Origin of the sequence: Bacillus sp. FSL H8-0534, from assembly GCF_038005885.1 — a bacterium.
Lineage (GTDB): Bacteria > Bacillota > Bacilli > Bacillales > Bacillaceae_G > Bacillus_A > Bacillus_A pseudomycoides.
The window spans coordinates 404390-418182 of sequence record NZ_JBBOUC010000001.1 but is presented as its reverse complement, the minus strand read 5'-3'; the positions used below and the strand labels follow the sequence as shown (position 1 = coordinate 418182).

Annotated in this window: 12 protein-coding genes and 4 pseudogenes; 3 read left to right on the top strand and 13 right to left on the bottom strand. The window is 33.5% G+C overall.

Going from position 1 to position 13793, the window contains the following annotated elements:
- Positions 1-9 precede the first annotated feature (9 nt).
- The 8 genes and pseudogenes from MHH71_RS02320 to MHH71_RS02285 all read right to left on the bottom strand — a co-directional run.
- Complete coding sequence (locus MHH71_RS02320) at positions 10-603, bottom strand: DUF2441 domain-containing protein (protein WP_033798915.1); 594 nt, start codon at positions 601-603, stop codon at positions 10-12.
- A gap of 221 nt (positions 604-824) precedes the next feature.
- Positions 825-1241 (bottom strand): GNAT family N-acetyltransferase, encoded by a 417-nt coding sequence (locus tag MHH71_RS02315; protein ID WP_018780610.1) that lies wholly within the window; start codon positions 1239-1241, stop codon positions 825-827.
- 21 nt (positions 1242-1262) lie between these two features.
- A complete protein-coding gene (locus MHH71_RS02310; RefSeq protein ID WP_033798914.1) occupies positions 1263-2027 on the bottom strand; it encodes a serine hydrolase in 765 nt (254 codons plus the stop codon).
- A 93-nt stretch (positions 2028-2120) separates the two neighbouring features.
- Positions 2121-2459 carry a DUF952 domain-containing protein gene (locus MHH71_RS02305; RefSeq protein ID WP_006095027.1) on the bottom strand — a complete coding sequence of 113 codons (339 nt, stop codon included), beginning with the start codon at positions 2457-2459 and terminating at the stop codon, positions 2121-2123.
- Positions 2460-3006: 547 nt separating this feature from the next.
- Positions 3007-3720 carry a class I SAM-dependent methyltransferase gene (locus tag MHH71_RS02300; protein WP_006095026.1) on the bottom strand — a complete coding sequence of 238 codons (714 nt, stop codon included), beginning with the start codon at positions 3718-3720 and terminating at the stop codon, positions 3007-3009.
- A 389-nt stretch (positions 3721-4109) separates the two neighbouring features.
- Positions 4110-4478 (bottom strand): annotated as a pseudogene (locus tag MHH71_RS02295) (hemolysin); the annotation flags it as partial.
- Positions 4475-5269 (bottom strand): annotated as a pseudogene (locus MHH71_RS02290) (helix-turn-helix transcriptional regulator); the annotation flags it as partial. The pseudogenes MHH71_RS02295 and MHH71_RS02290, both read right to left, overlap by 4 nt.
- Positions 5270-5570: 301 nt before the next feature.
- A pseudogene (locus tag MHH71_RS02285) lies at positions 5571-5699 on the bottom strand (IS6 family transposase); the annotation flags it as partial.
- 367 nt (positions 5700-6066) lie between these two features.
- On the opposite strand from MHH71_RS02285, the gene MHH71_RS02280 reads away from it, so the two are divergent.
- Complete coding sequence (locus MHH71_RS02280) at positions 6067-6972, top strand: excalibur calcium-binding domain-containing protein (protein ID WP_006097094.1); 906 nt, start codon at positions 6067-6069, stop codon at positions 6970-6972.
- Between the two features lie 436 nt (positions 6973-7408).
- Here the strand turns inward: MHH71_RS02280 and MHH71_RS02275 are convergent, their stop codons facing one another.
- The gene (locus MHH71_RS02275; protein WP_240516968.1) at positions 7409-7759 is read right to left on the bottom strand and encodes a YolD-like family protein; all 351 of its coding nucleotides are present in this window, start codon (positions 7757-7759) and stop codon (positions 7409-7411) included.
- Positions 7756-8340: pseudogene (locus tag MHH71_RS02270) on the bottom strand (DinB/UmuC family translesion DNA polymerase); the annotation flags it as partial. The gene MHH71_RS02275 and the pseudogene MHH71_RS02270, both read right to left, overlap by 4 nt.
- Positions 8341-8515: 175 nt before the next feature.
- Between MHH71_RS02270 and MHH71_RS02265 the strand changes: the two are divergent.
- Positions 8516-9463 (top strand): hypothetical protein, encoded by a 948-nt coding sequence (locus MHH71_RS02265; RefSeq protein ID WP_006097096.1) that lies wholly within the window; start codon positions 8516-8518, stop codon positions 9461-9463.
- Between the two features lie 287 nt (positions 9464-9750).
- On the opposite strand, the gene MHH71_RS02260 is transcribed toward MHH71_RS02265, so the two are convergent.
- The 3 genes from MHH71_RS02260 to MHH71_RS02245 form a co-directional block, all read right to left on the bottom strand.
- The gene (locus tag MHH71_RS02260) at positions 9751-10740 is read right to left on the bottom strand and encodes a trypsin-like serine peptidase (protein WP_033799390.1); all 990 of its coding nucleotides are present in this window, start codon (positions 10738-10740) and stop codon (positions 9751-9753) included.
- Between the two features lie 601 nt (positions 10741-11341).
- Positions 11342-11788: a GNAT family N-acetyltransferase gene (locus MHH71_RS02250; protein WP_003204648.1), complete on the bottom strand. Its 447-nt coding sequence runs from the start codon at positions 11786-11788 to the stop codon at positions 11342-11344.
- 138 nt (positions 11789-11926) lie between these two features.
- Positions 11927-12166 (bottom strand): carcinine hydrolase/isopenicillin-N N-acyltransferase family protein, encoded by a 240-nt coding sequence (locus MHH71_RS02245; RefSeq protein ID WP_006097098.1) that lies wholly within the window; start codon positions 12164-12166, stop codon positions 11927-11929.
- 805 nt (positions 12167-12971) lie between these two features.
- Here MHH71_RS02245 and MHH71_RS02240 point away from each other — a divergent pair.
- Entirely contained in the window at positions 12972-13385 is a 414-nt protein-coding gene (locus MHH71_RS02240; protein ID WP_018780615.1) for a hypothetical protein, read from the top strand.
- The last annotated feature ends 408 nt before the right edge of the window (positions 13386-13793 follow it).

Sequence of the window (13793 nt, the reverse complement as noted above, 5' to 3'; positions counted from 1 at the left end):
TCCTAGAATTTAAGCTGAGAAATCATCAATAATTTCTACCACTTCAATTTTTCCGTTAATCAAAAGCTCTGGAAGCTCGTTTTTTACATTACCCTTCCAATATTCTTTAGCTTGTTCAATTTTTCGAGAGAAAGGAACACCATCTTCCTTTGGTAAAAGGTTTCCATCCCCCTCAAAAGAATTCCCAATAACTCGAAGTTTAACAATCTGCAAAACTTTCCGATTATAAGAATCAAATAATTCTTTCCATTTCAAAGCATCTTCATAGCTTTTCGCAGCGTATAAGCAAGACAATCTTGAAGGATATTCAGGATATTCTTGTAGTCTAACCATTTCTACTATTACTTCTCTAATAGCTCTGATTGTTTGGTCTACATACTTTATAGCTACTTCGGCATTTTCTTTATTCATGTTCAAGCCTTCACTTGTATAATGATCTTGTAAAATCTGAATACAGTCTTCGCCTTTAGAATTCAATTGTTCTCTCTCAAAAAAGAAGCGATATAAGGTATTGTTTTTGTTCTTGTCAAAGTTAATTATCTGCCCAAGAATCATTTTTTTCCTAGTAACAATGTGATAAACATACAATTCGTTCTCTTTCATGGTCTGTCTTCTATTGGTCTTCATCATATTGACTATATTATGTACTTTCCATCACTCTTGTCCGCAAAGAAGAGTTAGTTTCAGTTGCTTTTTTGAAAGACAGTATGTACGTGTTGATTCCATTTCTTTTTCTCCTCTTATCTGCTCTTAATTGCTTAACTGGTTAGAATGCATGATTATATATCCCGAAAATTAATTTACATAACATTATTATATTATACTTATAAACGTTTCTCTAAAAAATGCTGACTATACCCTTTAGGATGATCTTCCACTACGCCAAACTCTCTGTAACCATGTTTCTTGTAAAATTCAGGTGCTTGAAAACTAAATGAATCAAGTAATATAAGTCTACAGTTTTTCTCTTTGGCAATTTCTTCGATTTCATTTAATAGTTGACTACCATATCCTTCATGACGTACTGACTCATCCACCCATAAAAAATCAATATGAAGGTGATAGAAATATATTGTGCCTGTTATGCCCCCAAATATTTTGCCAACATCGTCTTTTAATAGAAAACTTACATGTTCTAATGGGCTTTTTACTTCATCTGATAGTACAGACATATTGTATTGGATTACTTTATTTTTAATATATTCGCTATCTTTTGAGTTATTTTGTTGTATAATTTTCAAGTCTATTCTCCTTTCTCATCACTATATATAGCATTCTGTATACTTTTTATACAAACATTGCAATGTTTCTTTTATTTTCATATCAGCTTCTTGATTTTCATAACGATTTGGTAACTCCATTCCGCCAATCACATAAAGCAATGGTTTTTCATAAAACGTTCCTAGTATACCGATATTTATAACAGCTGTAGGTAACCCACCTGTCATATGGGCTAAGTGGTACCCTGGTATTCCTTCATATTGTCCTTGTTGTCTCACCATTCCATTTATAATTGGTTCCCATAGCACCGGATTCAATTCATATCCTTGGAATATACGAATTAAAAGTTTAAGAACTTGTTTTAATTTCCCAACATTTTTCATATTCCTTGGGTCTTTCGTAATATAAATCTTTGAAAAAGAACATTGAATTCTCCTATTTACTTCTTCCCATCCACCGCAAAAGTTGACAACAGATTGTGCAATACAATTGTCATGACATGCAATCATTACTTCTACAGCATCTTTGAGTGTTAATACGGTTCTTCTTTGTAAATGTGGGTATATTTCTTTACTATCTTCTTTCGGATTAAATTCGATATTTTCGATTTCATCACTCCAGCGAACTTGATTCTCTTCAACCATTTTAGCTACAGCAAATCCAATTGCAACCTTTGCGGCAGACGCTAGTGGAACCAATATATCATCATTATATAAAGCGACAATATTTTGTCTTTCTGCCGAATAAGCAACTATACCTACTTGACCTGATTTTATCTCCTTTATTTTCTTGATTACTTCCTCCATTTGTACGCCTCTTCTCGATTTCGTTTTTATCCCTTTCAGTATTTCGATAATACGAATCAAAAATCCTTTTATGAGGTTAACAAATGCATTCTACTATTTTTGTTCCAACTCTACTGGTAAAACATAGCCGCCATTTTCTTTCTGAAGTTCTACTACTTTCACAACAGCATTAGCATTTACGGTTCCGTATATATGTGGATAGTTTTGACCATTAGAAGCCAATTCATATTTTATCTCCGCCTCAACTAACGACGGATTAATTACAAGTAATACTAACTCCATTTCAGTACTAAAATGCTTTTCTGCCACTTGAAGAGATTGTTCTAAAAAAGAACAATGAATAAACCCTTCTTGCATCAGTGAAGGTTCCATTATGTTTCCTTTTGCTTTTGCTACTTCCCATTCACTTTTTTCCATTACCTTTGTAATCATAGTCAATCTCCTTCTTCCCTACTTTATAGAAACATTAAGAGGATTTTCCCGCTCGTTACGGGGTAACGCCAATGCCCATCAACCTCAGATTTTAAAATGCCCACAAAACGAAATTATTTTGCTTTTTGGATTCCGAATCTCTTAATTAGATAGCACAAGGTACCCCACGAAAAAAGCCGTTCTCCTAAACTATGGAAATCGGCTTTTGTAATCTAATTCATTCATATTGTATATCCACCTTCCAAAAGAGTGTAAAAACTAAGGTTCTGAGACTTGTTAATCAAGCAATCCCGTACCCTTGTTTGATGATAACGCTAACTACTGCGACGTATAGTTTTCATTTCCGAAAAGGGACAGACTTCTCCCTTGATGGCTGGTACGCATTTTTTCCAGCCCGAAAACTAGTTACTTCGAACCATACGGAAGGTCATCTTCTTCACCTCATCTGAAAGATTATATTAATTATACCCCATAACACTCTTTTGTGGACATTGTAAAATGCGAATTTTTAAATAACGGATATAAATTCTTTAGAAAACATTTTTTACTATTCAGTGGAATTTTTCGTGAATAAGGCTGTCCAAAGTCCAGAGACACCAAATACTTTATTCGATTGTTTTATCTCTTTCATTCTACGTATTTCTACTTCAGAAAAGCCTTTAAAGATGGCTCTAAGTTTTTTATCTGTAAAACCTAATCCACCTTTAAGACTTTGCAGTTTGTATACTTCCCAATCTGTTATGTCTGCTCCACCTAATTCTCCACCTTGAACAAAACAAGTGATTGCAAAATAACCACCTGGTTTTAAAGCCTTTTTCACCAAATTTATATAACTCATTCTTCTGTGTGGAGCAATATGATGAAAGCATCCTGAATCATACACAATATCGTATGTACCCTCTTCAATTTGTAAGTCAAAGATATTGTTATAAATAAAATTTATATTTACATTTTTTTCTTTTGCCCGTTCGGTTGCCCATTGAATTGATTCCTGCGATAGATCTACTGCATCAACTAAGCATCCTTTTTCAGCAAAGTAAATTGCATTCCTGCCTGGACCGCATCCGAGTTCAAGAACTTTTCCTGGATTAAGTAATTTTTTCTCGAAATAATTAACTAAGTTCTCATCTGGCTTATTAGTAAAAAAGGGAACTCCTTTTTCACGATTAGAATAAAAATCATCCCAAAATTGAGTTGGTTCACGCAATAACGAATCTAACATATCCAATAAATCTTCATAACTACTAATTGTTTCTTTCATAATAACCCCTTCTTTCCAATTAAATCTTATATTCTAATTGTACTAACAATTAGAATGTTTCGTGTTTCATCGGGGTTAACAATACTTTAAATTCAAATAAGTTTGAACTCTCTACATATGCCTATTTATGCTAATTTAACACGCATAAATGCACCTAATTTTCCTTTTATATTATTTTAAAAGTATTTACCTTACTCTTTCTGAAAATCCAATCAAACAATTAGAAATACCCTTAGAATTGGAATTTGATTTCGATTTTCCAGAATTACCATTACAATTATTGCAATAATATTACAAATGGAGTAGCTATACATTCTCATTAAATAAAGATGTTTCTTTGGTAATTTACATAAATTCCATTACTAGTAGTAAGAAAATAAGCACATGCCTTATTTTTGCGGAGTGACGGGTTGCACTTTTAATTCTTTTATCCCTTCTTTTAATGTGACCACATCTGTTCTTAATGTTTTCCAACTGTCTTTAGCCGCATCCAAGTTAGGTTTTAAGAATTTAAATTTATTTTGATCAGCTTTTTGAGCTGCATTATCAATATATCCCATTACTCCCGAATATTTAGAATCTAAATCGTGCCATTGCGCGGACATATAAGTAAGATCATTAATAGCTTTATCAATCGCACTATGCATCTCACTAATATTATTAAACGCAACTCCAACTACACGATTTAATGTTAGTTTATAATCTATAGTCTTACGTAATTGTGCTAATTTCGGCTCTAAAGTTGATAACTTACTTCTTGTAAAGCATGACTAAATAACCTATGCTGACATAAATCATCAAGCGCATGTGTCTTGCCTTTGATACGGACAGAAATGAGTTTTTCAAGTTGGTTTGAATCAGGTAAAAGGTCTTTTAGAAAGAAAGAACGTGCTGAAAATCCCAAGGGTCGGTCAAATTTTTCACCTGTTCTGGATAATGATTGAATACGATTGATTCGAAAACTTCGAATTTCTTTACGCAGATGGCAATAAGCCACTGTGTACCACTTACCTTTCCAATAAACAAGACCATAAGGATCAATATGGCGTGATTGTGGTTCGATTTCCCCACCTTTATGATAAATAATAAATAACCTATAACTTTCGGCAACAGAAATTTCTAACTCTTGAAGAATAGATTTCAAAGGCGGTTCGACAGTAGGATGGATAACTTCAAACCCTCTTAAATGACGATTAATATGATTCAATTGTTCCTCGTTTGTATACATTTTCAATTTAGAAATTGCTTCATCTAACGCTTCACTAAAGGGATACCCTGCATCTATTGCAAATTTTGCAGCATGAATAAGCGCTTTCTGCTCATCCAGATTAAAAATCAAAGGTGCCTTCTTAAACTCATTCAGTAACCTGTACCCACCATTATGTCCTGCATCTGAAATAATTGGTACTCCACTTGCACACAGAGCATCAATATAGCGGTACACCGTACGGATACTGATTTCTAATTCCTCTGCTAACTCCTTAGCAGTCATTTGGCTTCTCGTTTTGAGGAGCCATAATATAGAAAGCATATTAACCATTTTAGACATATATAGGCATTCCTTTCTCGAAGATTCAAGATAAGCATTCTGTAGTAAAATATTAAACTTATTGAAAAATTTAATTGTAAATGTAAACATATGTATTACCATTTCGTTAATCACCTTACAGAGCTTACTCTGAAGAACATTCTACACTATTATAAAACATCCTGCTTCTCTATTAATCATATTCTAATTACATAATCTGGTCCGATTACGGAACAACTCTATTTTCATTCAATAATTCGGTTCTGGTGCAAATATATGAAGAAGAACGCGAATAATAGTAGATTCCTAGTGAAATCGTATTTTATGCTATAAGTCCAAACACTTGGTGTATGAACTCTTTCTGATTTTGGGCAGACTGATTCCGTAAATCAATCTGTCCCTTTTTTATCATATGCATGGCTTCAACACCGCTCAATATAGAGGGTGCTGTTTTAAGATTGATAGTATCAGTATGTCAAAGTTTTAGAGATTTCTTGCACCAAAACCAAAGGGCAAATACTCCACGAAAACATTTGGAAAAATGGTTGATTAGTTGAACATTACAGATGTTCCGAACGTGAAAGCCCACTACAGTGCGACAGCCTCCCTTTAAAGGTGGGAGTGTCAATAGCATTAGTAGATGAAAACGATGAATAGGCGTCTCTTTTTATTTTCTTACAAACAGAATATATTAAACATTCTTTTCATAATATATTCCTTGTAAATCTGTTATACTTGTACTCGGAATATACATTAATCTTACATTTTGATAATATATACAATGGTTATTATGTAAAATTTGAGAGGAGATCTAAATAATGAGTAAGAAAAAGAAAAAGCCTAATGAATCTACTCTTGCTAAACAAGCAATTGCTAAAAAGTATCAAAAAGAGTATGGAATTACACCCATTATCGTTTCTACCAACTTAGAAAGTATGCAAACTGGTTATGCTGCTGTAGCAACTGACCATATTCAATTATTCAAGTACAATAAAGTTGTAAATGATGTTGTCAGCATTGCTAAATACTACTTTATTGATTATTCCACTGTTCTAGTAGATCACTTTGCTATTAAATCCGTATTCGAGTTTAATGGATTAGGAACACCATTTCGTTTTATCCCAACGGAACAAGGAAAAGACATCGAGCGCTTTATCGAAAATAATACATCTATTGAAATACATAAGGTACGTCGTAAATGGTACAGGAAAATTCTTGGTTTCCGTTCTAATACAAAATGGAAAATAGTTATAGCATGTATTATATATTTATTTATTCTCACAGCTGGAATTAGCGGAATGGTAGATAATAAAAATGAAAATAAAGCAGCCTCAACAACAAAAGTTGTAGATACAGATGCTAATAAAAGAGATAACGAACAACAGAAGCTTAACGAGCAGCGTAAACAAGAAGAATTACAAAAACAACAAGAAGAGCAAAAGAAACAAGAAGAATTACAGAAGCAACAAGAAGAGCAAAAGAAACAAGAAGAATTACAAAAGCAGCAAGAAGAGCAAAAGAAACAAGAAGAATTACAAAAGCAGCAAGCTCAACAAAAACAAAGTGTACAGCAACAACCAAACAATAATCTCCCTCAAGGAAACTACAATTTTAAAAGCTGTAAAGAGGCCAAAGCAGCTGGATTCTCAAATATCACAAGAGATCACCCTGCTTATTCCTCTAAGTTAGATAGAGATGGTGACGGATTAGCTTGTGACAAATAACAAAAAGGAACCTACATAGGTTCCTTTTTTCACCACTTACTCATATCTTATATTTTGCTATTACCGCAATGGCTCTTGCAGTTTTGTATTTTGTTGTAAAAAAATTAATGACTTAACAGGGAATATTAGATTTAAATAGAATAATTTTAACTAAAAATAAATTCTGCCGGATTGATCTACGTAAAACACCGAAATGGTGTCGCTTGTCCTGTAGATTTCAAATTCGCACACATGCTTCCCTCGCTTTACCTCTACGTTATACCACATTAACTCCTGACCGCCTGACCATTTATATTTCGTATAAGTTCGACTGTACCTGTCCCATTAGCAAGGCCCCTTTTACGTTAGTTTGTTACCTCATGTAAAATTTCAACAGTTAGATATTAACGTAGTGTAAAGGACATGTGAAGTTTCGTTTAATATAGTTACATACCGCCTACTCAGCGTTAATAATGTCGATAAATTTAAACGTATTCTTATAATGAAAAGCGTCCGTACATATAACGCTCTTTTTTAAAGGATCGATATCGACAACAGTCATATAACCCGAAAGTATGTAACCATCCTCGTAGTATGTAATTAGTATCTCCTCTTCGGTTAGTAACGAAGTTAGTAGACGGCTTTCAATTCGTTCCTTTTTGTCTTGCGTCACGATAGGGCGTGGCACTTTCGCATTCTCCTTAATGATAGATCTGATACCGGCGAATTGTTCCGGCATAGATGCGAATGGCTGCCATTTCACCATTCCTCTTCCCTTCGGCATCTTTGCGTTGTTTGCGTTATTCATGACTTATGTCCCCCTAATAATGTATTTCTATATCTTGCGGTTGCATTTTTCGTATAGGAAACGCCCCATAATATGCTATTCTTACTGAATCGTGTTCTGATTTCGTCCATAACCCGAGTTAATCTCATTTCTTTTTCTCGTTGTATTACATTATCAAACAACGAAATCTGCTCTTCTCCTTCGGCTACTAAATTCGTTAATGAAATACTAACTGTTCGAATTGGCTCGCCCGTGTATAGAGTGTGTAAATAATATGTACAAACATGATAGATATCCACCGTTAAATTGGTCGGTCGATTAAACGTATGTGTCTTTCGAAATCCCCCATCGTAACCCTTACTACTACCAATTGAAAGATGGATGGTTCTAGCAAGTTTCTTTTGCATCCTTAATCGATAGCAGACTTCTTCTGTATGCCCTAGCAAAATTATCGGAATTTCATCTATCGAATAATCACGTAATAGTATTTGACTCTTAGCGATAGAAGTTTCTGTCGGAATATGTTTTTCGAATATACGGCTGAAATCTATACCGTTACTATGTAAGTGTAATTCTTCTCCGATTACAGAGCCGGTTTCTTTTTCGTCCTACTAACGTACATCCACATACGCATCCTAGCCCTAATGTAGTACGTTTTTCATTAGATATTGCCATTTTCGATTTTTATAACAAATGGATATTTATGTTAATATAAAGGGCGGAGTATGACAAAATGTACTTAAAGTATAGGTTAGTCTAATAAAAAGAGGTGTATAAATGGAGAGATTTTATTCATTATGTCTACAAGGAGATATAAAATCGGCCATGAAGTATCTTAGCTCTATTAGTCCCAAAACTAACGAAATTATTAAAATAGAAAAAGATTTTATTAATAGATTTTTCACGACTGACTATAAAGAGAAAATTCCTACGGAGGACGAATGGGTTAATAGAGTCATTTTAATTTATCATAATTATTTTCGAAGCGTATTAATAAGTCCAAAATCAAATGGTAATGCCGAGCTCATTCTTAAGGAAGAGTTGGCTAATTTGTTGCAGGTTAGTAATACTCTAAATATTGAGGCAATCGAAAAAATATTAATGGATGCTTTTATGGAAAAAGGGTTTTATTTCTTGGGCGGGGTTAGCCCCCCTTATAGAGGGCCTTATATTTGGAAAAGTATGGAAACCCTACATTTTGATGTTGAATTACCATCCACATTTCAAACTGTTACAGTGCATATGATGTCCGACTTTTTACTGGAAAGTTGGATAAGTTTTGCTACTTGTGAGAAAAAAACAGCCGGGGGATGGGCAAAAGATGCTGAACTATACTGCAATTCAAAACGTTATAAGAATATACAGGGAGAAGAGTTTCAAATATCCTTTTTAAAACATGAAACGCAACATTTATTTGACTATGTTCATTTTCCTAATTTAAAACCTAACGATTTAGAATATCGCGCAAAATTAATAGAACTTATTTATAGTAAAGATCATACTATCTTGGGCAAATTTCTATTCCAGGCAAAAAATGACCCAACATTCCCTCATTCTTATGCTTCCTATCTTATTATTAGAAACTTGTCAAACATATTATTTAATGAAGATTTTCAGAACAATCTAAACATGTGGCTTGAGAAAGACTATAAAGTTATTTCTTCAGTATCTTTAGGTTTATTTAAAAGAAGCACAAACGAGTTAAATAGAAAATATAATACTTAAAATCTTCTTCGGCCGTAGGCTTTATTTAAAGAAAATATTTAGAAAAATGGATTCCTCATCGTACAGAAAATCAGTGTATCTCTGTAGAATTTTGTTTTTAGTACGTAATCCACGTTTTGTTTGCACTCCTCGGTATATAGTAAAAGAAACCGATTCCGATTACCGAGCCGGTTTCTTTTTCGTATATCAATGCACGTTTACATACTCATTACTTGCCGTAATGTAATACGTGTTCTCTTTCGAATTGTGTACTTTATACTGAGAATAAAGAATCATATCAGATTCACTTATTTCATTTGATCAAACATTGTTTTTACATCCTTAGAATTAGGAGTAGCATACAAAGTTGGTGTTCCTGAAGTTGAACGTCGGGATGTCACTGCAAAAACATAACCAAGGTTTTCATTGATTATCGCTCTTAACCAAGGTCCGCCACTCGCTCCCCCATTCATACCGCAACTCATCTTGGCATCACTACTAAACAATCCCGCACTACTTGTTGATCCGCCACAATAATAAGGTAATTGTCCATTGTATGGATTTTCAGCGGGCCAACCCCAAATACGAACACTCGGTTGATTAGTACCATATCCAGTTGAAAGTCCATTTCCTCCGACAGTATTTATTAAATTGTTTCCACTTCTAGGATAAACAGTAAAAAACGCTTGATCATGGCTAAAATCACTATCGTTTATCCAAGAATTAAATGTACGAGCATCTTTCCAATTCCAAATCCCATACGGTGTGGAACCATTATTATATGCTGGAGCAAATGCAATATTTGAGTGCCATCCTTTCCCCTTACCTCCATGTACACAATGACCCGCTGTTATGACAAGGTTTTTATAATCATTATTAGTAGCAGAAGCAGAACAAACATAGTCCCTTCCGCTATATGAAAAAAATACTTTGCCTGCTGTAGATGGAACAACAACATTTAGTGCTTTAATTCCACCACTAGTATCAGGCGGAACTGGATCAGAAATATTACTAGGTTTTTCTGTTGAGGGAGCTTCCTGTTTTTTTGGAGTAGTTTTTTCATTAGTCTTGATTTCATCTGCTGGGATTGCATTCTGCATTTTTTCTTTTGTCCAATAACCCGAAGGATCTTCTGTATTGTTTGGATCTTGAATAGAGTATGGAATGTTAGGAGAGCTTTTAGATTGAGTAAGAGAATTTTTTTCATCAGAGGTTGCATATACAGAATTAATACTTAAACATGTTGTTAAAGTTATACTAGCTATAATCCCCGAACATAAAAATTTTAGTTTTTTCATAAATACCCCCGTTTGCATATTTTGTTAATACCATTTAATACTATATCCTGCCTTAATTTATTATTCGTAAAAAAGATAAAAAAACCTAAAAATAACCCGAATATTCCGACGGTATTTTATTATAAAATGAGAAAGTCTTCAACATATTATATATGTCTAATATGTTGAAGACTTGGTTATAAGGTGTGTTGAGAATTCAGCTCTTGATAATATTAATTAAGTTATTTTACTTGCTAAACTCTCTTTGGACTCTCATATAGCTTTCAATGATATTTTGATAACTAAGAAGATGTTTAGCAAGTAAAGCTCCAAAGCCTTTCTACCTTGAGCAGCTATTTGCACCTCTTCATCAAAGACCACTATAAATGTATTATCATCATATGAAACGAGCATGGCTAGTTTCTTTAAGTTAAACTCAGGCAGCGCCTAGAATTACAATTATCAATTTAGTCAAAATTTATTTACCATCAAGCTAATATTTTGAAGCACCCCCTAAACAAAAAATTCACTTCTCTATAGTTAAGTATTTATGAGAATTTAGCTCGTTTTTTCGTTTTGGGGAACAACCAATTTCTTAAGTTGATGGGCATGTATAGTGCCCCTATAAGGTGAACTTCGCCAATTGTTCACCCCAAGATGATACTTCAGTTTCAACAAATCCAGCTTTCCTATAAGCAATTTTTGCTGAAAGATTTTTAGGATTATATCCAATCATGATTAGAGGAATATTTTTATTATTAATACTTCTTATCTTTTCAATAATGAGAAATATAGCCTGTATACCTATACCTTGTCCCTGGTACTCTTTATCAATCATTAGTCTATAAATCCAATAATTATTATCATCAGAGTCTATTCCAAACATCGCAAATCCTATTAGCTTATTATCAAGATATATACCATTTGCATAGAAATTATCTAAAAATTGAACCTCTGCAATAGAATAAAGATTGGAGGCGATAAATGTGCGTTGTTCTTCTTTTACTGATAATTTTATAGCCTCTTCCCAATTACTTTTGTCAATGGGTTTTAAAGATAGTTTGTTCAATATGGATACTCCTTTCGAATATAGAAGGGAACCACGTAGCTTTTGGGCTATTAAAATGTTTTCCCCTCATATTTACACCCTAAAAATACTAATTCCTTTTGCATAGACAATACCTTCTTAACATTAGGATTTAACCTTCTAAATAATATATTTAACCCCGTCATATGTTCCAACTAAAGTTGCCTCACCATTTGCATCCGCTAAAAGTAAATTCATATTCGTTCCCACAGGCATGTTTTTCACAGCATAGACGGCTTCTTCAATATTTTTACACGTCTCTAGTATGGCTCTAACAACCACCATAAACTGTAACCCCGTAACTACTGGTTCTCTCATACCTGGATATTTACCTATCGGCATACCACACGAAGCAAACATTTCAATATTCCGTCAATATTATAGATACCATAATAATTTCTCCGTCCCCCTGGAGATCCTTGAGCAGTTAGCTTTTGCTAGCTGCTCTTTCCGGTTGCATTTACCATTAATAACCATTGTGATTACACCTTATAATATAGAAGCTAGATTAAATCGGGTTGTTATATCCATTACCCTAGGAAACTAGGGTTTTGTTTTGTACAAAATGAAGTTTTTATTAACTCTGTAATTTTTATCACATCTTCACCGGCAGGCCTATGTTAATATTTTTTGCGAGGTAAATTCTTTTAAACGAATGCCTCTTACTCCCTTTAGGATTCGTTTAACAAAATTTTTTGCACACTTAATCCTCTCGCAAAGTAACTTCATCCTATGAAGCCCTATCTCTCAACAACTTTAGGACTTCATAGGATGGAGTTTTTATTCGCTTGTCTAGTAGCTCTATAAGAATATCCGGCTCATAATGCTCCCATTTAAAATTCACTGGTTGTTTCATCGTCGTATACGTCCTTTATTTATGAATATTTTCAGTGTGGTATTATTTAACATCAATTTAAGCACATGTTTTACAAATTTCACGATTCGGAAAAGCCCATGTAGGACTTCACACCGACATTATCGTTTTTTGGATAATCTGTTCTGTTAGCTTTATGGACATGTAGTGATACCTCTCTGTATGCAAAATTGCATACCACTTTCTATTGAAAACAATTATTACCGTAACTATAATAGTTACAGTAAGTAGATTTTACATTTACTTATTGTAACTATTTTATGAAAGAATATTAAAGGAGGAGTTAGAATTATGAAAAAAGCCATTTTAGCAGGAGCATTAGGAGTAGCAGTACTTTCGGGTATGAATTTACCAGGGTTAGAAGTTCCGAAAGCTAGTGCAGCAACTATGGATTTAGAAATTCAAGAGGTTACTAAATATTATTCTCTGAGTTCATATGAAGTGTCTCAAAAAGAATCTTTTAATCTTAAAAAAGGAGAAGAACTTACAGTATTTGTAAATAATTCAGGATTCCCGATTTCTTACACAGTCTTTGACGCAGACAATCAAGTAATTGGTACATACAATGCTAATTCACCTTATGGACGCGTATTCAAAGCGCAAAAAGACGGTAATATTTCTGTACAATTTCAAGCAGGAGTGAATTCTTCATTTATGAAGAAAATGAATTTTACAGCTAAATTCGCTCTTTCTAAATTTAATTGATAGTAAGAATTATCAATAAAGTGGAAATATATACATTTTCTTCTAGCTTTACGTAGCTTCAAAATCTTTTCTATCCCTTTGCTAGTGTAGAAAAGAAACTTTGAATATTTAACAGAGATTAAAAAAATTAAAAATGGTGTTTAAGAAATCTCTTTTAATTCGTCTATCGTTGTAATATTGTGATAAATCTGTTAAAATAATAATAGAGATACTTTTCTTTTTTAGAAAAAATGACATCGGGTATTTTATTTGAATAGCAGGTCAAGGTCTTTGAACCACTTGAAGAGCATTCTTCTTCAAGTGCGTCTAAAGACCTTTTTGTGTTGTTCTAAAACGATAAGAAAGGAGAATTCAAGCCAAACTCTCTGAATATAAAATGAAATCCTCTCTTTTTGGTTGCTGAACTAG

What these genes read in the sequence shown, in the direction of transcription:
- MHH71_RS02320 (WP_033798915.1), bottom strand. Translation starts at nt 603, where the DNA reads ATGAAAGAGAACGAATTGTATGTTTATCACATTGTTACTAGGAAAAAA.
- MHH71_RS02310 (WP_033798914.1), bottom strand. Translation starts at nt 2,027, where the DNA reads ATGGAGGAAGTAATCAAGAAAATAAAGGAGATAAAATCAGGTCAAGTA.
- MHH71_RS02305 (WP_006095027.1), bottom strand. Translation starts at nt 2,459, where the DNA reads ATGATTACAAAGGTAATGGAAAAAAGTGAATGGGAAGTAGCAAAAGCA.
- MHH71_RS02300 (WP_006095026.1), bottom strand. Translation starts at nt 3,720, where the DNA reads ATGAAAGAAACAATTAGTAGTTATGAAGATTTATTGGATATGTTAGAT.
- MHH71_RS02280 (WP_006097094.1), top strand. Translation starts at nt 6,067, where the DNA reads ATGAGTAAGAAAAAGAAAAAGCCTAATGAATCTACTCTTGCTAAACAA.
- MHH71_RS02275 (WP_240516968.1), bottom strand. Translation starts at nt 7,759, where the DNA reads ATGAATAACGCAAACAACGCAAAGATGCCGAAGGGAAGAGGAATGGTG.
- MHH71_RS02265 (WP_006097096.1), top strand. Translation starts at nt 8,516, where the DNA reads ATGGAGAGATTTTATTCATTATGTCTACAAGGAGATATAAAATCGGCC.
- MHH71_RS02260 (WP_033799390.1), bottom strand. Translation starts at nt 10,740, where the DNA reads ATGAAAAAACTAAAATTTTTATGTTCGGGGATTATAGCTAGTATAACT.
- MHH71_RS02245 (WP_006097098.1), bottom strand. Translation starts at nt 12,166, where the DNA reads ATGTTTGCTTCGTGTGGTATGCCGATAGGTAAATATCCAGGTATGAGA.
- MHH71_RS02240 (WP_018780615.1), top strand. Translation starts at nt 12,972, where the DNA reads ATGAAAAAAGCCATTTTAGCAGGAGCATTAGGAGTAGCAGTACTTTCG.